At 65.9% G+C, this 19,515-nt stretch carries 14 protein-coding genes; 10 read left to right on the forward strand and 4 right to left on the reverse strand.

Going from position 1 to position 19,515, the window contains the following annotated elements; translation table 11 throughout:
* Positions 1 to 2: 2 nt before the first annotated feature.
* Positions 3 to 125 (forward strand): hypothetical protein, encoded by a 123-nt coding sequence (locus EVC45_RS47640; protein ID WP_306770780.1) that lies wholly within the window; start codon positions 3 to 5, stop codon positions 123 to 125.
* A 153-nt stretch (positions 126 to 278) separates the two neighbouring features.
* On the opposite strand, the gene EVC45_RS17680 is transcribed toward EVC45_RS47640, so the two are convergent.
* Positions 279 to 2,270: a serine/threonine-protein kinase gene (locus EVC45_RS17680; protein ID WP_129959230.1), complete on the reverse strand. Its 1,992-nt coding sequence runs from the start codon at positions 2,268 to 2,270 to the stop codon at positions 279 to 281.
* A gap of 278 nt (positions 2,271 to 2,548) precedes the next feature.
* Here EVC45_RS17680 and EVC45_RS17685 point away from each other — a divergent pair, with 278 nt between their 5' ends.
* From EVC45_RS17685 to EVC45_RS17695, 3 genes are all read left to right on the forward strand, one after another.
* Positions 2,549 to 4,813 carry a CHAT domain-containing protein gene (locus tag EVC45_RS17685; protein ID WP_248295169.1) on the forward strand — a complete coding sequence of 755 codons (2,265 nt, stop codon included), beginning with the start codon at positions 2,549 to 2,551 and terminating at the stop codon, positions 4,811 to 4,813.
* A gap of 19 nt (positions 4,814 to 4,832) precedes the next feature.
* Positions 4,833 to 6,515 (forward strand): ShlB/FhaC/HecB family hemolysin secretion/activation protein, encoded by a 1,683-nt coding sequence (locus EVC45_RS17690; protein ID WP_129959231.1) that lies wholly within the window; start codon positions 4,833 to 4,835, stop codon positions 6,513 to 6,515.
* A gap of 81 nt (positions 6,516 to 6,596) precedes the next feature.
* Positions 6,597 to 11,165: an S-layer family protein gene (locus EVC45_RS17695; protein ID WP_129959232.1), complete on the forward strand. Its 4,569-nt coding sequence runs from the start codon at positions 6,597 to 6,599 to the stop codon at positions 11,163 to 11,165.
* Here the strand turns inward: EVC45_RS17695 and EVC45_RS17700 are convergent.
* The 3 genes from EVC45_RS17700 to EVC45_RS17710 are packed head-to-tail and all read right to left on the reverse strand — an operon-like array spanning position 11,162 to position 13,601.
* Positions 11,162 to 11,962, reverse strand: a complete 801-nt coding sequence (locus EVC45_RS17700; RefSeq protein WP_248295170.1) for a glycosyltransferase family A protein — start codon at positions 11,960 to 11,962, stop codon at positions 11,162 to 11,164. The genes EVC45_RS17695 and EVC45_RS17700 overlap by 4 nt on opposite strands.
* A gap of 34 nt (positions 11,963 to 11,996) precedes the next feature.
* The gene (locus tag EVC45_RS17705) at positions 11,997 to 12,791 is read right to left on the reverse strand and encodes a PP2C family serine/threonine-protein phosphatase (protein ID WP_129959234.1); all 795 of its coding nucleotides are present in this window, start codon (positions 12,789 to 12,791) and stop codon (positions 11,997 to 11,999) included.
* Positions 12,792 to 12,824: 33 nt separating this feature from the next.
* Positions 12,825 to 13,601, reverse strand: coding sequence for a hypothetical protein (locus EVC45_RS17710; RefSeq protein ID WP_211193433.1), 777 nt, complete (start codon positions 13,599 to 13,601; stop codon positions 12,825 to 12,827).
* A gap of 793 nt (positions 13,602 to 14,394) precedes the next feature.
* On the opposite strand from EVC45_RS17710, the gene tssA reads away from it, so the two are divergent.
* From tssA to tssE, 6 genes are all read left to right on the forward strand, one after another.
* Complete coding sequence (gene tssA, locus EVC45_RS17715) at positions 14,395 to 15,426, forward strand: type VI secretion system protein TssA (RefSeq protein ID WP_129959235.1); 1,032 nt, start codon at positions 14,395 to 14,397, stop codon at positions 15,424 to 15,426.
* A gap of 93 nt (positions 15,427 to 15,519) precedes the next feature.
* Positions 15,520 to 16,020, forward strand: coding sequence for a type VI secretion system contractile sheath small subunit (gene tssB / locus EVC45_RS17720; RefSeq protein WP_129959236.1), 501 nt, complete (start codon positions 15,520 to 15,522; stop codon positions 16,018 to 16,020).
* A 25-nt stretch (positions 16,021 to 16,045) separates the two neighbouring features.
* Positions 16,046 to 17,542: a type VI secretion system contractile sheath large subunit gene (gene tssC, locus EVC45_RS17725; protein ID WP_129959237.1), complete on the forward strand. Its 1,497-nt coding sequence runs from the start codon at positions 16,046 to 16,048 to the stop codon at positions 17,540 to 17,542.
* A 45-nt stretch (positions 17,543 to 17,587) separates the two neighbouring features.
* A complete protein-coding gene (locus tag EVC45_RS17730; RefSeq protein ID WP_129959238.1) occupies positions 17,588 to 18,076 on the forward strand; it encodes a type VI secretion system tube protein Hcp in 489 nt (162 codons plus the stop codon).
* Between the two features lie 95 nt (positions 18,077 to 18,171).
* Positions 18,172 to 19,008 carry a type VI secretion system accessory protein TagJ gene (locus EVC45_RS17735; protein ID WP_129959239.1) on the forward strand — a complete coding sequence of 279 codons (837 nt, stop codon included), beginning with the start codon at positions 18,172 to 18,174 and terminating at the stop codon, positions 19,006 to 19,008.
* Positions 19,001 to 19,513 carry a type VI secretion system baseplate subunit TssE gene (tssE, locus tag EVC45_RS17740; RefSeq protein ID WP_129959240.1) on the forward strand — a complete coding sequence of 171 codons (513 nt, stop codon included), beginning with the start codon at positions 19,001 to 19,003 and terminating at the stop codon, positions 19,511 to 19,513. The genes EVC45_RS17735 and tssE overlap by 8 nt, the downstream gene beginning before the upstream one ends.
* The last annotated feature ends 2 nt before the right edge of the window (positions 19,514 to 19,515 follow it).

The raw sequence follows: 19,515 nt of genomic DNA on the forward strand, positions 1-19,515 counted from the left end.
GTGTGGTTGCGGGAGCCGGCGTCGGGGCAGACGTCGTCGTCGGCGCGAGCGTCTGCGCGGGCGGCGCGGGTGGCGGTGCGGGTGCCGCCGTCACCGCCTGCTCGACCGGCGATGCGCTGGCGTGACTCGCGTCCCCCAGGACCACGCTGGTCGCGGGCGTGTTGCTCGCGCAAGCCGCGAGCGTAGCTGTCGTCGCAACCAGCAAAAGCGGAAGAAGCTGAGCCCTTTGCATGCGGCCTCCTTGCGGACCATCGCGGGCGTCGCGTACTTCGCGGGCGCTAGCCTGGCGGCTTGACGGCGTCGATGGTGAACGTGGCGGCGCCGAAGTCGTCGGCGCAATCCGCTGTGCCTGCCGGGCAGCGCGGCTTGCCCGCGAACGGCGAATAGCGCGGCCCGCGACGCGCGGCCGCCTGCTGCTGGGCATCGGCGGGGAATGACTGGAACGGCGCCACCGGCTTCAATCCGCCGTCGGAAAAATCGCGCGGCGTGGTCGACACCAGTGTCAGGAAGTGGTTGGGGCCGGGCGGGTTGCCCGCCATCATCGGCCAACTGGCGCGCGGCAACGACAGCGTCTGACCGGCGGCGATGCGGTTGTTGCGATCGAGTCCGTTCGGAAACAGCATCAGGTACTGACCGTCCGGATCGACCATGAACACATACACGTAGCCGGCGCGGTTGCTGTCGAGCTTGAACTGCAGATGATCCTTGCCGATTGTCGCCGACGTGCTGCGCGGCGTGGCAGTAACCTGAATCGACGGATCGGCCAGCGTGACGATGCGCTCGAGTTCGCTGGCGGGTGTGTAGGCGGCGAGGCTGTCGGCCTGTGCGGGTGGTGTGGCGGGCGGGGTAACTGTGGCAGGCGCGGCAGGGGCAACTGGGGCAACGGCAGCGACGGTTGCCGGGCTTTGAGCCGCATTGCCAGCTGCCGACGCAGCCGTGTCGGCCGGCTTCGGTGACGCCGGGCTACGCGCGTCCGTGCTTGCCGTGACCGCGGTGCTCGAGGCCGGTGGCGTGCGCATGGCAAACCACGTACCGACCGCCGCCAGCGCGACGACGCAAGCGGCACCTGCGGCGATCAAGCCTGTCCGTTTCCGTTGAACGTCTGCTCCCACGGCAGCGGCCGCCGGCTCTGACTCATTGCGCTTCGTCGCGACGTTCGCCGCTGTCGCCGTCGTCGTGGTCGCCATTCGCGGCGCACTGGTAGCCACGGTTTCAGCGGAGACGCGGGGTACGGGTTCGTTAGACTCTGCCGCGTCATCAGGCGACTCGATGGCAATGCCCAACTCGCTCGCCAGCGCCTGAACGCTTTGCGGGCGCTGTTCGGGGCGCACCGCAAGCGCATGGTCGATCGCGCGCAGGAACCGCTCGCCATAGCGGCCGGCCGCCGCCGTGGCGAGCGGCACATACGTGTCGCTCATCAGTCTGCCGACCGACGGCGGCGGCGTCTTGCCTTGAATCGCGAAATAGACCACCGCGGCAAGCGCATACACATCGGTCCACGGCCCCTGTTTCAAGGCCGCCACTTCGGCATATTGCTCGACCGGCGCATAGCCGGGCTTCAGAATCACCGTCAAGGCCTGGGTCATGTCGCCGATCACCCGTCGTGCCGCGCCGAAGTCCAGCAGCACGGGGCGGCCGCTGCCCTTGAGCAGCATGATGTTGTCCGGCGCGATGTCGCGGTGGTAGCACTGTGCCGCATGCAGCACCGCCAGCGCTTCGAGCAGCGGCGCGAGCAGCGCGCGCAGCCAGGCTTCGTCGGGAGGCGCGCTCATGCGGCGCAATTCGTCGCGCAGCGTCGCGCCCTCGTAATACGGCATCACCATATACGCGGTGCCGTTGGCCTCCCAGAACCGGTACACCTTGACGAGCGAATGATGATCGAAGCGGGCGAGCAGCCGCGCCTCGTTGATGAAGCTTTTCAGGCCGGCGCGGAAGGTGTCTTCGTGACGTTCCGAGCGGACCGACACTTCGGCCGCGCCGACGCGCGTGGCGAGCGCAGCGGGAATGTATTCCTTCAGCGCGACGTGACGGCCTAGCTGGGTGTCGTAGGCGAGATAGACGATACCGAAGCCGCCTTCGCCGATCAGATTGACGATCTCGAACTCGCCGAGCCGTGTGCCGGCGGGCAGCGCATGTTGCGCGTTCGAACCCGGCGCGGCGGGGCGGGTGACGACTGTACGATCGGCGTCCGCCGCTTCGGCGGGGTTCTGCTGGCCGTCCGGTCCGGACGCCCGCTGCACGATCACGGTTTTGTCGTCGGGGCTGCTCATCGGCTTTGGCTCCCTGGAGGGTACGACGGCAGAGCCCGGCACACGCGAGCGCCACCCTCACGCGCAGGCGCGTCCATCTTAAAGACGATCAAGCGGGCCATTTTTTGAAAAACAGGCGGGCGCGCGCGCCTGAGCGGTGGTCCGTGTGTGGCCGCGGGTTTCAAAATCGGCAGGCCGGATTCGTCTTTACGGTGTTAGTCAACCGCTGCGTGCAGCTTGCGGGTTGCACGCGCATTCCATCCCAGCCGCTTCCTTTTGCCTTCTTGCAGGAAGTTAAAGTGAACGAGCGCCAAGGCTTATCGAACGGGATGGCAAACAGCGTCGTGCAACGCGACTCGCGGGGCAAGCCCGTCGCATGGGCGCACCGGATCGATGCCGCGCGGCTCACTGCCGCGCTCGTCATGGGCTCGATGCTGCTGGGCGCGGCGGGCCATGCGCTGGCCGCCGGCGCATCCGCCGCCGCGGCGCGGCCCGCGAGCGCCGTCGCCCTTGCGCCCGAGTCGTTCGGCTTCCGGCAGGCCGAAGAGCGCGAACGCGACGCCGAAACGATCAACACGCTGACCTCCGAAGGACGTCTGCTGCTGTCGCGCGACCGCGTCAAACTCCCCGCCTACGACTATTGCAGCATGTCCGTCGCGGCCGCCGAGCGCGGCGACTTCCGCGACAGCGTCGATGCCGCGGCGCGTGCACTGGTGGTGGCCGGGCAGACCAACAATGAGGACCTGGCGGCGCTGTCCAAACGCGACCTGGCGATCGCCTACAGCTATGCCGGCGATCTCGACAACGCCGAACGCTACGCCCGCGACGCCCTCGCTTCGACGCCGAAGGCGCCCGAGCAGGTTTTCGCTCCGGCCAACAAGGTGCTCGGCGACGTCGCGCTGCGCCGCGGCCAGCCGCAGCAGGCGCTGGCCGCCTACCAGGACGCGCTCACGTCCGCGTCGCCGCGTTACAAACCGCTGGTGCAGATGTCGATCATCAACGCGCAGCTCGCCGAGGGCGACACGGTGGGCGCGCGCCAGAGCTTCGATGCGATCGGCGCACCGGCCACCGCGGAGCTCGCGCCCGCCTACCAGCGCATCCAGGGCAATCTGCTGCTGGCCGAAGGCAAGCCCGCGGATGCGAAACACGCGTTCGAAAAGCTGTTGAGCCAAAGCGGCAATTCCAGCGACGCCAACTACGACCGCCTGTGGGCTCACGAAGGAATCGGCCGCTCCGACCTCGCGCTCGGCGACAAGCCGGGTGCGCGCGAAGCCTACCTCGAGGCCGTCGACGACTCCGAGAAAATCCGCGCGCGGTTTCGCAGCGATGAGTTCAAGACAGCGCTGTTCGGCGACACGCAAACGGTCTTCGAACAGGCGATCGCGCTGACGGTCGAAACCGGCGACTACGCGATTGCGTGGGATCTATCCGAACGCAGCCGCGCGCGTGCGCTGCTCGACGTCGTGCGCAATCGCGTCGATGCCGGCGTCGACGACCGTCAATTGAACGGGCAAGTGCCGAGCCTCGCCGCGACGCGCAACGCGCTCGAGGCCAACGAGGCGATCGTCGAGTTTCACAGTCTCGACAAGGAGCTGATCGTCTGGGTGGTGCGTAGCGATGGCCTGACCGGCCACACCTTGCCGATCGCGCGCGCGGACATGGATGCCGCCATCACCGACCTGCGCAATGCGATCGTGCGCCGGCGACCGGCCGCGCTGACCTACGGCGACAAGCTCGACGCATTGCTGATTGCGCCGCTCGGCTTGCGCCCGAACGAGCGGCTGCTCATCGTGCCGCACGGCGCGCTGCACTATCTGCCGTTTCAGGCGCTGCACAATGCCGACGGCTATCTGATAGAACGCCACGCGATCGCGCTCGAACCGTCGGCGAGCGTCGCGGTGCAGCTCGCGCAGCGCCAGCAGAAGATCGCCAGCGATCTGGTCGCGTTCGGCAATCCGACCATCACGCCCGCGTACGCGCTGCCGGGCGCCGAGGCGGAAGTGCAGGGCATCGCGCCGCTGTTCGCGCGCAACGAGGTGTTTCTGCATAGCGACGCCACGCGCGTGAGCTTTCGCGACAACGCGCCCGCCGGACGCGTGCTGCACGTGGCGACACATGCGCAGGCCGACACCATCGATCCGTTGCACTCGAGCATCCTGCTCGCACCCGCGACCCAGCCCGCCGACGGCCCGGATTCGCTGCTGGCGAAAGACATCTACAACCTGAAGCTCAACGACGTCTCGCTGGTCACGCTGTCGGCCTGCGAGACCGGGCTGGGCCGGATCGCGCGCGGCGACGAGATTCTCGGCTTCACCCGGGCGTTCTTCTATGCGGGCGCCACCAGCCTGATCGTGTCGATGTGGCCGGTCGCGGACGAATCGAGCGCGCTGACGATGCGCACCTTCTACGCGCAACTCTCGCAAGGCAAGGACGCGATCGACGCGATGCGCACCGCGCAACTGGCGGTTCTGCACACGCCGCGCTTCGGACATCCGTTCTTCTGGGCGCCATTCGATCTGATGGGTGGCTGGCGTTTGACCATCGCGCGTCAGCCACAGCAATGAACCGACAAACCCTAGACCGATGAACAGACTCCGACTGATCGCCGCGGCGGTGTCCTGCAGCAGTGCGCTCGCGTGGGGCCAGACGGGCCAGACGCTGCCGAACGCGGGCAGCATCCTGAACCAGACGGAGCCGCGCGACACCCGGCCGGCGCCGCCGGGCGGCAATCAGGCGTTGCCCGCCGTGCCGCCGCCGGCGGCGCCCGTGACGGCGCCCGGCCCGACCTTCCTGCTGAAGAGCATCACGCTCAAGGGCAACGACACGATCGACAGCGGCGCGCTGCTCGCGCCCGTGCAGGACAAGCTCGGCAAGGACACCAGTTTCGCTGGCCTCGAAGCGATCGCCGCGCGTATCACCCAGGTCTATCGCGAGCGCGGCTATCTGCTCGCCCAGGTGGTGATCCCGCCGCAGGACGTCACTTCCGGCAACGTCGAAATGAGCGTGCTCGAAGGGCGCGTCGGCCATGTGCGGCTCGACATCGCGGCCGGCACGCCGATCCGTGAAGACCTGTTGCGCGAGCGGGTCGCGCAGATTCCGTTGGGCAAGCCGCTGCAGCAACACGAACTCGAGCGGACCATGCTGCTGCTGTCCGATCTGCCGGGTATTCAGGTCTCCTCGGCAATTGAAGCGGGCGAGGAGCCGGGCACGGTCGATCTGACCGTCAGCGTCGCGCCGGCCAAACGCTGGACCTTTGCGCTCGATGTCGACAACTTCGGCGCGGAATCCGCCGGAACATGGCGGCTCGGTGCGCTCGCGCGCCTGAACTCGCCGTTCATGATCGGCGACAACCTGGACCTGCGGCTGCTCGGCAGCGAACGCGGCGAGACGCTCTACGGGCGTGTCGGCTACGAAGCGCCGATCAATGCGCAAGGCACGCGCGTCGGGGTCGCGGTGTCGCGGCTCAACTATGCGCTCGGCCAGCCATACGCGTCGCTCGACGCGCAGGGCGAGGCGACCGTGGTGGACCTCACGCTTACGCATCCGCTGATACGCACACGCAATCAGAGCCTGTTGGGCCGCGTCAATCTCGAGTACCGCGATCTGATCGACAACGTCGGCGTCGTCGATGAACACAATCCCAGATCGCTGCTGGAGGGCAGCATCGGCGTAAGCTACGAAAGCCGCGACGCGCTGTTCGGCGGCGGTTTCAACAGCGCGGATGTCGAACTGTTGATCGGCACGCTGCATTTTCGCAACGCCGAGGCCCAGGCACTCGATGCCTCACCGCTCGGGCGCGACACGCAAGGCACCGAAGTGCGCGCCACCTTCTTCGCCAACCGGCTGAACGCGATCACCGAGCGGCTCAGCGTATTCGCCGGTGTGTCCGGACAGTGGGCCGGGACCACGCTCGACAGTTCGTCGCAGTTTCTGCTCGGCGGCCCGCACGCGGTGCGTGCTTATTCGCCGTCCGAGGCACTGGTCGACGAAGGTTTCGTCGCCACCCTCGAAGGGCGTTTTGCCATCGATGCGCGAGCCACCGTGTTCACCTTCTTCGACTTCGGCACCGGTTGGTACAACGCCACGCCGCGGCCGAACCAGGGGCCGAACATGATCACGCGCAGCGGCGTGGGTCTGGGCGCGTTCTGGGCCGCGCCGGGCGGCATTTCGCTACAGGGCACGGTCGCATGGCGCACGACCGGGCCCGATACGACCGGCAACGACAAGCTGCCGCGCTTTTATATGCAGCTGACCAAGACCTTCTAGCAGGCAGCCAAACGCAGCGACACTCAACGCATCGAAACGAAACGCAACGTCAAGCAGCAGCAATCTGTGCCGAGGTGTGCGATGAACAAGCCATGCAATGTGCGACCGGGCCATGCGAGCACGATCGCCGGCGCGGTCGCCGCGTTGTTCGCGGCATCGTATATGCCGATCGCGCTTGCGAATCCGACCGGCGCCCAGGTGGCGGCCGGCACGGTCAGCATCAACTCGCCGGGCGCGGGGCAGATGCAGATCACGCAGGGCTCCCCCAACGCGATCGTCAACTGGAACACGTTTTCGATCGGCAGCGGTGAAGCGGTCAGGATCTCGCAGCCGTCGGCTTCCTCCGCGCTGCTCAACCGCGTGATGGGCAACGATCCCAGCGTGATCGCCGGACGCCTGCAGGCCAACGGCAAGGTGTTTCTCGTCAATCCGGCGGGGGTGATCTTCGCGCCGGGATCGTCGGTGAACGTGGGCTCGATGGTCGCCTCGACACTCAATATCTCCAATGCCGACTTCCTCGCCGGCAACTTCCATTTCGTCGGCGCGTCCCCGGCGGCGGTGAGCAATGCCGGGTCGCTGACGGCCGCGGCGGGCGGCACGATTGCGTTGCTCGGCGGCACGGTCAGCAACAGCGGCACGGTCAGCGCGAAACTGGGCACCGTCGCGCTGGGCGCGGGCAACGACATCACCGTCGACTTCGCCGGCGACGGTTTGACCACGCTGAAGATCAACCAGGGCGCGGCGCACGCGCTGATCGGCAATACCGGCACGCTGGCCGCCGACGGCGGCACCGTGGTGATGAGCGCACAGACGGCCGACGCGCTGGCCGGCACGGTCATCAACCAGCAAGGCATCGTGCGCGCCCAAAGCCTGAGCGAGCGCGACGGCCACATTCTGCTCGACGGCGGCACCAACGGCGTCACGCTGGCGGGCGGTACGCTCGACGCCAGCGGCGGCGCGGGGCAGACCGGCGGCAGGATCGACGTGACCGGCTATGACGTGGCGCTGCTGCCCGGAGCGTACGTCGATGCGAGCGGCGCCGCGGGCGGCGGCACCGTGCACTTCGGCGGCGGCTCGGCGGGCGCGGACCCGTCCGTTCGCAACGCCAATGCGATCTGGATGGCGCCGAGCGCCAGCCTCCATGCGGATGCGCTCGTCGACGGCAACGGCGGCAACGTCGTGGCTTACAGCGAAACGGCCAGCCGCATTTACGGCACCTTGAGCGCGAAGGGCGGGCCGCAGGGCGGCAACGGCGGCTTGATCGAGACGTCCGGCCATACGCTCGACACGACCGGCATGAGCATCGACGCGTCGGCGCCGAAGGGCCAGGGCGGCAGGTGGCTGCTCGATCCGTTCGAGGTCGACATCGTCACGCAGATACCGGGTGTCACAGCGGAGTCGGCCTCCACGCAAGCCGCAGCCGCTACCACCACGATCACGTTCGGGCCGATTACGGGCAGCACGTTCATCCTGAACACGGCGCTCACCGGTCCGCTGAGCCAGGGCACGTCGGTGACGGTGCAGACAGGGACCGATCCTGACCTGGGCGCGGGCGACATCGTCGTCGATGCGCCGCTCGTCCTGACTACCGGCACGCTGCCCGCCACGCTGAAGCTGAGCGCGACGGGATCGGTGCTGGTGAACAACACCATCTCGTCGAGCGCGGGGCCGCTCAGCCTCGTCTTCGATGCGAACGTGGGCAACACGAGTCCGCTCAGTCTGGTCTCGTTTCAGGGCGTCACGGTGAAGACCAACGGCGGCAGCGTGACGCTGGGAAGCGGCGGCCCGAGCCCGGTGCTGATCCAGAACTCGAGCATCGATACGGCGGGCGGCGATCTGACAGTCACCGGCACGTTCCCGATCAATGGCGTCGCGATCGGCTATCTGGTCACGTCGTCGTCCGCCATCTTCATCGACGCGTCGAGCGTTTCCACCGAAGCCGGCCGGTTCTCGCTGGCCGGCACCGCACTGGGCGCGTTCGCCAACGGCGTGGCGATCGAAGGGGCCAGCGCGCTGTCGACGACGAGCGGCGCGCTCGGCATCACCGGCACGGCTACCGCCGGCGGCGGTGGCAACGACGGCGTGTTCGCGCAGGGCAACAACACGATTCAAACCGGCAGCGGCGCGCTCACCATCAGCGGCGCCGGTAGTTCGAATATCGAGGGTCAGGGCATCGGCGTGTTCCTGTCCACCAGTTCCGCCAGCACGACGAGCGGAGCATTGAGCGTGAACGGCAGTTCCTCCGGCAGCAGCGCGATGGGCGTGTTCCTGAGCGGCGGCGCCACGGTGGGCCAGAGTTCCGTGCCGCAGCCCGGGCTCAGCAGTTCGGGCGGCACGATCGCGGTCAACGGTAGCGTGGCGCAAAGCACGCAAGGAGGCTTCGGCGTCGAGATTCAGAACACCACGATCTCCAACACGACCGGCGCGATCGGCGTGACGGGGAATGTCACCGACACAGGCACCGGCGGCAACTTCGCGAACGGCGTCTTTTTTTCTGGCATCACGTTGAGGACCGGCAGCGGCGACATCACTGCCGCTGGCAGCGTGTCGTCGAACCTGAACATCAGTATCGGCCTCGACATGCACGGGTCGTCGGTGCAGTCGACGAGCGGCAACATCAAGTTCACCGGACAGAGCGTGGGAGCCGCGGTCGGCGGCGACTCGGTGATCGGGCTGATGTTCGAGAACACCGCATGCGGGGAGTGCATCCAGACCCCACCCGTATCGCTGACGACCGGATCGGGCACGGTGAGCCTGTTCGGCAGCGGCACTGGTCCGTTCGTGCAGGGTGTGCTGATCAACAACGGCACGACGATCACGTCGACCAACGGCGGGGCGATCGATATTCGCGGCGCGGTGAGCGGCCCGGCCGGCAGCAGTCCGAACCTGCAGAACGACTATGGCGTGCTGATCGCCAATGGCACGATCAGCGCAACCGGGACGCGTACCACCACCATCGGCATCGCCGGTTCGACCACGACGTCCGATCCGGGCGTCGCGATCGGCCTTGCGGTGCCCGAGACCGAGCAGAGCGAGTTCGGGCTGACGAATCCGACCACCGGCGGTACCGGCGGTACCGTCGGCACCGGCTTGACGACTGCGGTCGGCAATGCCACGACCGAAAACGTGACGATCTCGACCACGAGTCCCGGTTCGCTCGTGTTGCGCGCATTCAACGACGGCGCGGCGAGCAGCCTCGCCATCACGCAGGCGACGCTGTCGTCGCCGGACGGCGTGCTGGCGATCATGCCGGGCTCAGTGGACCCGTCGAGCTTTGCGATCACCGCGCAGAACGCGACGCCGATCACGCTGCTCGGCACGGGCGGCGGCCTCAGCATCGACGCCCCGACGTTCTCGAGCTTCGCGTCGATCCCCAACATCGTGCTTGGGTCCAGCACGCAAACCGGGCTCATCACGGTGAACGGGCAGTGCGTATCGGCCGGCTCGACTTGCACGCCCACGCGTCCGGATTTCGCGAACAACAACCTGACGCTGTCCAACCCGGGCGCCGGCAGTCAAGGGATCGCGCTGACCTTCGGCATCTCGACCCCGGGCCACACCTTGATGCTGCTGTCGGCCGGTCCCGTCACGGACCCCGGCGGCATCCAGAGCGCCGGGCTGATCCTCGCCGGCCCGGGCAACTTCACGCTGACCGATCCGCAAAACGACGTCGGCGTGCTGGCGATGGCCAACGCCGGCAACGTCGACTTCTCGAACTCGCATGGCTTCGTGATCGGACCGCTGACGAGCCGGACGTTCGACTCCGCCGCGAGCCAGTCGAGCCCGATGAGCGTGACGAACTCCACGCTGACCGGCAACCTCGTCGCGACCGCCGCGACCGGCAATATCGGGCTGGGCGCGGGCACGCCGTCCGCGACGGCTCCGAATACGAATCTGAGCGCGGGCGGCTCGATCGACCTGGTGATGGAGAACGGCGTGTTCGTCGATGCGGGCGCCGGCACGCTCAGCGCCGGCAACGCATGGCGAATCTGGGCCAGCACGTGGAACGGAGAGACCCGCGGCAACGTGCAGCCGAACACCGCGCAGCCCAATTTCTACGGCTGCCTGTTCGGCGCGGGCTGTAGCTGGGGCGGCACGGTGCCCACCACCGGCAATCATTACGTCTACGTCGCCCGGCCGACGGTCACGGTCACCGCGGACGGCGCGACGCGCGTGGTTGGCGCGCCGAACCCGATATTCACCTACACGACGAGCGGCCTGATCAACGGCGATACCGCCGCGGGCACGTTGAGCGGCTCGGAGACCACCACGGCCACGCTGACTTCACCGGCGGGCGGCTATCCGATCAACCCCAACTTCACGTCCAGCGTGGGCTATATCGTGAACGAGGTGCCCGGCACGCTGACGGTGATCCCGCCGCCGCCCCCGCCGCCGCTCCCCCCGAACCTCAATCCGGTCGCGCAAAGCGGTCTGCAGACGTTTTTCGGCAGCGAGGAGCAGACCTTCGTCTACGAAAACAATCTGCAGGGCACCAACATTTGCATCGGCTCGAATCAGCCGCTCTTCACCACCACGCCGCCGGGCGAGAATCAGGACATCCTCGCGGTCGAATGGAAGCGGGTGCGTTCGCAGCCGAACCTGAACAGCTGCATGCTGATCAACGCCGAGCACGGCTGCGGCGACTTCTAGCGGGCGCGAGGGGCAGCGGGCGGAACGGGCGGAAGGGCGCCTTCCGGCGAATGCAGCGCGCGCAGTTGCGCGATCGCGGCCTCGGCGTCCGCGACGAACCGCTGCGAGAGTTGCCATGCTTCGACGACGTCCTGATGGACGGGCTGCTCCATGCCGAGGTGAATCCGGAAGAAGCGTTCAGCGTGGATGGCCGGGTGGTAATGCTGGCGCACGCGCTTCGCGTCGATCAGCCGCCGGTTGCCGAACAGCCGGCTCAAGGCCCACGAAAACGCGCCGTCTTCTCCGCCGACGCGACGAAACAGCGCGTCGAGCGGAAAGCCGCCGAGCGCGCGGTACACCGCCCGCCGGATCACCAGACTGCTCGGCACGGTGTTGCTCAGGATTGCCGCATATTTTTCGAAATCGGGATGCTCGACGATCGCGCGCGGAAAGCCCGCATAGTCGACGTCGAGACGCACCGATGCCTCCCCCGGACAGCGCTGCAGATAGCCGCATGCCGCGGCCAGCGCGCCGGGCAGGTACTCGTCGTCGGCGTCGATGAAGGCGAGCAGGTCCTGGGTGGCATGCATCGCGGCCCAGTTGCGCGCGGCGGCGACGCCGCCGTTCACGTGCATGCGCAGCACTTCCACGCGCGCATCGAGGCGGCCGTAATGTTGCGCGACGTCGATCGAAGCATCGGTCGAGCCATCGTCGACGACGATGATTTGCGCCGCCTCCGGCTGGATCAGACAACTTTCCAGTGCGCGGCCGAGCGTGGCCGCCATCTGCAGACAGGGAACGATGATCGAGATCGGCATGATGCTAGCCCCGTTGTGATGCCGATCGGCGGCGTTACGCCTGTGCCGGGCCCGGCATCAAGAGTGTCGCCTCCGCGTCATCATTGATCCATACCGCGAGCGCCGTGAAGTTGTCGTGATTCGTGCTGGCGCTCGCGCGCACCCGTTGCGCGAGCGCGTCGAGCCACGCGCCGGGCGTTGCGGCGTGGGCCAGCGCGTCGGCGATGCCGGCGTCGTCGGCGTACTCCCACAGGCCGTCCGTGCAGATCAGAAACGCGTCGCCGTCATGGAGCGGGAAGGTCCCGTCCAGGCCGTCAATCGGCAGGGGGTCGCGGGTGCCCAACGCCGCATACAGCACGTTGCGGCGCGGGTGATGGCGCATCTGCTCCTCGGCGAGCAGGTGCGCGTCGACCATCTGCTGAACCATGCTGTGGTCCCGCGTGCGAGCGCTGATCTCACCGTGGCGGAAACAGTAGAGGCGGGTGTCGCCGCAATGGGCCCACGCGGCCGTCGCGCATTCGCGATCGATGGCGAGCACCACGGCGGTCGAGCGCATGTCTTTTTCATTGCCCGTGCCGCGCAACTGTTCTTCGACGATGTTCTCGTTGGCATGCGTGAGCGAGCTGATCAGGCGTTCGCCGGTGGGCGGCAATTCGGCCACGGTCAGGTAGCGCAAATCCGCCAGCACCGAATCGACGACAAGGCGCGACGCGGTGTCGCCGCCTCCATGTCCGCCAGCGCCGTCGGCGACGACGCAATAGTAGAGCCGTTCGCTCGACCAGTCGCCGAACGAATCTTCGTTGCGCGGGCGGCCGCCCTGGTCGGTCAGGCTTGCGGTGGCAAGTTGCACCGTTGACCTCTCAATTGCTCGTGTCCGTCGACCTCATTCCTGTGCGTGCGACTGCGCGGACAGAATGCCCAGAACCAGCAGGATGACGATGCGATTGCCCGGCGCGATGTCGATGCCGAGGCTCTGCTCGATCCATTTGCCGATTTCCGTGCGGGCGAAGTCGGCGGGTATCGAGCCTTTTTTCAGCGTGACGCCGAGCTTGCGCGCCCGGTAGTGATACGACGCGATGCCGTAACGCGCGGCCACCTGCGACAGACCGCCTTTCTCGTTCGACAGCCAGCCGAGACTGCCGGCCAGCAGCATCCGGTTCGCGTCGTCGAGCGAAGCGATGAAAAGCGCCGCGGATTCGCGCACTTCGGCTTCGTGCAGCCCGTATTGCAGCAGGACCGAGCCGATCGGATCGGGGTGAAAGGCGGTTTGCCGGTCGATCTCGAGCATCACGTCGTCTTCCTCCAGCGACACGTTGCGCTGGTGACTCGCGCTGCGCAGACAGTCGATCAGATAGCGGCGGAAGTACGCGCACACGGCATGACTGGTGGATGGCGCGCTGTGCAGCGGGAAGGTGGGCAAGGCCGTCGGCGCGGTATCGAGGCGGAACACCTTGAAATAGAGGAACTGCGAGATCAGCTCCTCCTTGTCCTCGCCCAGCGCCTGCAACTCCGACGGATGGTAGCCGGTCAGCGCGCGGCGCACGATCGTATAGATCGATGCCATTTCGTCGTGGCTCAGGCAGGTGCGGCGTTGCCACAGGTCGGGCAGTGCGCTTTCTGCAGCGTGGTCGGCTATTGCTGCGCTTTGGATATCTGCCACTTTTCACCCCGAGGTGGTGAGCCCCGCTTCTTAGGGGCGGAGCCCGGCTGCTGACACTACCCATTTCGCCATTTCGCCGCGTCCGTCGTGCGCCGGCGCGCTGTCCCCAATGAATGCGGCACTCGCTTTGCCGCCGTATCGGGTGGATGCGTGTGCCAAAACGCATGCATTACCGGCAATTCCGCCGTGCAACCGGCGCAATGATTGGAAAACAGAGTCAGTCTATTGGCCCGTTTTATTTATTACAAGGTAAAAGTTAATATGTTATTCACCGCTTTGGAGGGGTGCTGTATCGCTATCGGGACTAACCCCTAAACGCAATGTAAACGCTTACCGATAACCCGGGAAGTGTAAATTCTTTAAAAAAATAGAGCGCCTGGTTCGTTTACTTAGATGTCGGGCAATCCCACCAATCGGCCGTCCTGAAAGGGTACCTGGTGAGGTCGTAAGACGACCGGGGGACTTTGGGATTGTTAACGGTGCTGGAACCAAAAGGTTAAAACGTCTTAAATGTTTATAGAGTTGAATAGTATTACATATACTGTTTCGCTTAATTAAACGGAATCCGCTTTTATTGCTGTCCGGCTTTGATTTTCCGGGCTGCGTGCTATTCTCATATCGGATTGCCGCCGAGAAAGGGCCACGCTCGGTAAAAACATCGCAATAGCTGGCACGGGCAATCTATTTGGAGTTAACACGTATTTCCGGGAACGCTGATTCCCGGCGGGCAAGGGCAACCCGTGCCGGTCACTTACGGTGCGTCGAGACTACTCATCCGAGACCGATACCAGACATGGCCACGCTTCTCGCGGGCGAAATGCTTGCCGACATATCAGCTGCCAGTCCGTGCGGGGACGACCTCGAGTACGACCCTGACTTCCTTGCGCTCGAGCAGGTCGTCAACGGCAAGCCGGAGGTGCAGTTCGGCGAGACCATGGTCGCCGCCACGCCGCCCGACTGGAAAGTGGCCGAAGCGCTATCGCTCGATCTGCTGGCGAAAGGCCGCGACTTGCGTGTCGCGGTGCACCTCGCGCGCGCGCTGCTCAATCGCCGCCGCTTCGCCGGCTTCGCCGAGGGTCTCGCGCTCGTCGAAGGGCTGCTGGAGCAGCGCTGGGACCACGTCTATCCGCAACTCGATGCCGACGACGACAACGATCCGACCGCCCGCGTCAACGCGCTAGCCGCGCTCGTCGAAGCGTCCGGCATGCTGGTGGACGTGCGCGACGCGCCGCTAGCGTCATCGCGCGCGCACGGTGTCGTCAGTTTGCGCGACATCGAATACGCAACCGGAGAAGTGCCGCTCGCGAAGGGCATCGAGGCGCCGTCGCTGAGTTCGATCGACGCGGTGATCGCCGACGCTCACGAAGACGCCGGCGACGCGCACACGGCCTTGCTCGCGGCGTTGCATAGCGCAATGCGCATCGAGACGGTATTGACCGAGCGCGTCGGCGCGGCGCGTTCGATCGACCTGTCGCCGCTCACGAAGCTGCTGCGGCGCGCCGCCGACTTTCTCGGCGAACGCGTCAACGTAGCGGCCGGGACTCCGGAGGCTTCATCGGACGGCGACGCCGGCACCGGCGAGCGCGTCGGCGCGGCGCCGGCAGCCGTGCCTGTGTCCGGCGACATCACGGACCGTCAGGACGTGATCCGCATGATCGACAAGATCTGCGCGTACTACGAACGTCACGAACCCTCCAGCCCGGTGCCGCTGCTGTTGCAGCGCGCCCGCCGGCTGGTCGACAAGAATTTCATGGAAATTCTGCAGGACCTCGCGCCCGAAGGCATGAGCCAGGCCCGGCAGGTCGGCGGTATCGAAAACGAGTAAGCAGTCAGGCGGGGATGGACTTTTTCGCTTCTAGCAACGCCAGTCACGCGCCATGCTGCTCGCGGCCGTGCGGCGTCAACCAGGGGAATGGTCGTGGCCAAGGAAAGCAGCCAGAAATTCATCGCGCGTAATCGAGCGCCGCGGGTTCAGATCGAGTACGACGTCGAAGTCTACGGGTCGGAGAAAAAGGTCAATCTGCCCTTCGTCATGGGCGTGCTGGCCGATCTCTCCGGTCAGCCCGCGGACCCGCTCGCGCCGGTCGCGGATCGCAAGTTTCTCGAGATCGACGTCGACAACTTCGACGAGCGTCTGAAGTCGATGAAACCGCGCGTCGCCGTGCAGGTGCCGAACGTATTGACCGGTCAAGGCAACCTCGCGGTCGACATGACCTTCGAGAGCATGGACGATTTTTCACCCGCGGCGGTCGCGCGCAAGGTGGACGCGTTGGCGAAGCTGCTCGAGGCGCGCGGCCAGTTGCAGAACCTGCTGACCTATATGGACGGCAAGACCGGCGCCGAGGAACTGATCGCGAAACTGCTGAACGATCCTGCGTTGCTGCAGTCGTTGGCGTCCGCACCGAAGCCGCAGGAATGAGCGTGATCTACAGGGGAGTCTGACCATGGCTGAACCCAGCACCGAAGGGCAAGCGCAACCCGGCGAGGCATCGCTCGAGACGAGCGATTTCGCGAATCTGCTGCAAAAGGAATTCAAGCCGAAGAGCGAGAAGGCGAAGGAAGCCGTCGAGACGGCGGTGCGCACGCTCGCTGAACAGGCGTTGCGCGATACCAATGTGATTTCGGGCGACGTGCTCGCGACGATCGAATCGCTGATCGCGCAGATCGACGAGAAGCTGACCGCCCAGATCAACCAGATCATCCACTCGGAAGAGTTCCAGAAAGTCGAGAGCGCGTGGCGCGGCTTGCACTATCTGGTCAACAACACCGAGACGGACGAGACGTTGAAGATCCGCGTGATGAACGTATCGAAGGGCGATCTGTACAAGACGCTCAAGAAGTACAAGGGCACCGCGTGGGATCAGAGCCCGTTCTTCAAGAAGCTCTATGAAGAGGAATACGGCCAGTTCGGCGGCGAGCCGTATGGCGCGCTGGTGGCCGATTATTACTTCGACAACAGCGGGCCTGACGTCGATCTGCTGACGCAGATCGCCAAGATCTCCGCCGCCGCGCATGCGCCGTTCATCGCGGCCGCCGATCCCTCGGTGATGCTGATGGATTCATGGCAGGAGCTGGCCAATCCGCGCGACCTGACGAAAATCTTCCAGACTCCTGAGCATGCCGCGTGGCGCTCGCTGCGCGAATCGGAGGATGCGCGCTACGTGGGGCTCGCGATGCCGCGCTTCCTCGCGCGCGCGCCGTATGGGGCCAAGACCAATCCGGTCGAGGAATTCGATTTCGAGGAAGACACCGCCGGCGCGGACAGCGGCAAATACGCATGGGCGAATGCGGCCTATGCGATGGCGACCAATATCAACCGCTCGTTCAAGATGTACGGCTGGTGTTCGCGGATTCGCGGCATCGAGTCGGGCGGGGCAGTCGAGAATCTGCCGGTGCACGCGTTCCCCACCGACGACGGCGGCATCGACATGAAGTGCCCGACCGAAATCGCCATCAGCGATCGCCGCGAAGCCGAACTCGCGAAGAACGGCTTCATGCCGCTCGTGCACAAGAAGAACTCCGATTTCGCCGCCTTCATCGGCGCGCAGTCGCTGCACAAGCCGGCCGAGTTCGAGGACCCCGATGCCACCGCGAACGCGAACCTGGCCGCGCGTCTGCCTTACCTGTTCGCGTGCAGCCGCTTCGCTCACTACCTGAAATGCATCGTGCGCGACAAGGTGGGCAGCTTCAAGGAGAAGGACGACATGCAGCGCTGGCTGCAGAACTGGATCCTCCAGTACGTCGACGGCGATCCGGCGCACTCGACGGAAGAGTCCAAAGCGCGACGCCCGCTCGCGGCCGCGGAGGTGGTCGTCGAGGAAGTCGAAGGCAATCCGGGGTATTACACGTCGAAGTTTTTCCTGCGTCCGCACTACCAGTTGGAAGGCCTGACCGTATCGCTACGGTTGGTATCGAAGCTTCCGTCCGCCAAGGCGGCATGACGGAAATCCCCATGCAGTGACGAATTGTTCTGAGCGGAGAAGAAGATGGCCATCGACATGTTCATGAAGCTGGGCGACATCAAGGGCGAGTCGCAGGACAAGACCCACAAGGAAGAAATCGAAGTGCTCGCGTGGAGCTGGGGCATGAGCCAGAGCGGCACGATGCACATGGGCACGGGCGGCGGCGCCGGCAAGGTGTCGGTGCAGGACCTGTCATTTACCAAATACAGCGACAAGGCGAGTCCGCCAATCATGGCGGCCTGTACCAAAGGCACGCACATCGACACGGCGTTGCTGACCGTGCGCAAGGCAGGCGGCGACAATCCGCTCGAGTACTACAAGATCACGTTGAACGGCGTGCTGGTCAGCTCCTATTCGACGGGCGGCTCGGGCGGCGAGGAGCGCTTCACCGAGAACGTTACGTTGAACTTCGAAAAATTCCATGTCGAGTACCAGCCGCAGAACGCCAAGGGCGCGAAGGAGGGCGGCGTGGTCGAAGTGAAATGGAACATCCCGGCCAACGCGGAGAGCTGATCGGCTGAGCGCAAAGGGCGACTGCACCGCGGCGGCCAGGCCGGCGCGGTGCGGCGGCGGGTGGGACGACTTCACACAGACCGGAGCGAACCGGCATGAACGCAGAAGAATGCTTGCGCGAAGGCGATCTCGACGGATGTCTGCGCGAATTGCAAAACCAGGTTCGCAAGGATCCGTCGAAAGCCGCCTATCGCGTCTTTCTGTTCCAGTTGCTCGCGGTGACGGGCGCCTGGGACCGTGCGCTGACGCAACTGAACGTCGCCGGCGAACTCGACGCGGCCGCGCTGCCGATGGTGCAAACCTATCGTGAAGCGTTGCAATGCGAGGCGCTGCGCGAAGCGGTATTCAGAGGCGAGCGCGCGCCGCTGATCTTCGGCGAGCCGACCGCGTGGCTCGCGTTGCTGGTCGAAGCATTGCGGCTCGATGCCGCGGGCGATAGCACCGCGGCGGCCGCCGCGCGCGCACAAGCGCTCGACGAGGCGCCCGCCACGGCCGGTACATTGAACGGCGAGCCGTTCGCGTGGCTCGCCGATGCCGACAACCGGCTCGGGCCGACACTCGAAGCCGTACTGAACGGCCGCTACTACTGGATTCCTTTTTCGCGCATCAGGCGCATCGAAATCGAGCCGCCGACCGACCTGCGCGACCGGGTCTGGATGCCGGCCGTGTTCACGTGGGCCAACGACGGCCAGGCCGCCGGTCTGATTCCGGTCCGCTATCCGGGCACGCTCGCCGAGCCGGATCGCGCGCTGTGGCTCGCGCGCCTGACCGAATGGATCGGTGACGATCCCGCGCTCGCGCGGCCGGTGGGACAGCGCATGTTCGCCACCGATGCGAACGACTACGCGCTGTTCGACGTGCGCACCATCGAACTGACGAGCGGCGACGCGAATCCGGCAGAGGACGGCGCGGCCGTGCCGGATCATGGCTGAGCTGACCGCGCGTGATCGGCTGCAACCGTCGCTGCTCGATCGGCTGACCGATCTCGAACCGGAAGTGAAGCAGGAAACGCGCGAGCGCCGCGTTCTGTCGATGCGCGCGCTGCGCGAGAGCGTGCAGCGCGATCTCGGCTGGCTGCTCAATGCGAACGGCCTCGCGTCGGTCCAGGAACTGGGCGGCTATCCGTATGTCGCGACTTCGGTGGTCAATTTCGGCTTGCCGGACATTGCCGGCAAGACCGCCTCGGGCATCGATCCGGCGCGGCTCGAACGGCTCGTGCGCGATGCGATCTGGGCGTTCGAGCCGCGCATTCTGCGCGACACCGTGCGGGTCAGTTCGATGCAACTCGAAGAGACGACCGGGCGCCACAACACCGTGTCGTTTCTGGTGGAGGGCGATCTGTGGGCGCAGCCGTATCCGGAGCGGCTCTACTTCAGGACCGAACTGGATCTGGAGGCCGGCGAAATCCGCGTGATCGACCAGGGCGGGCCGCGCTGAAG

The organism is Paraburkholderia sp. UYCP14C (assembly GCF_004197395.1).
In the GTDB taxonomy this organism is placed as follows: Bacteria; Pseudomonadota; Gammaproteobacteria; order Burkholderiales; family Burkholderiaceae; genus Paraburkholderia.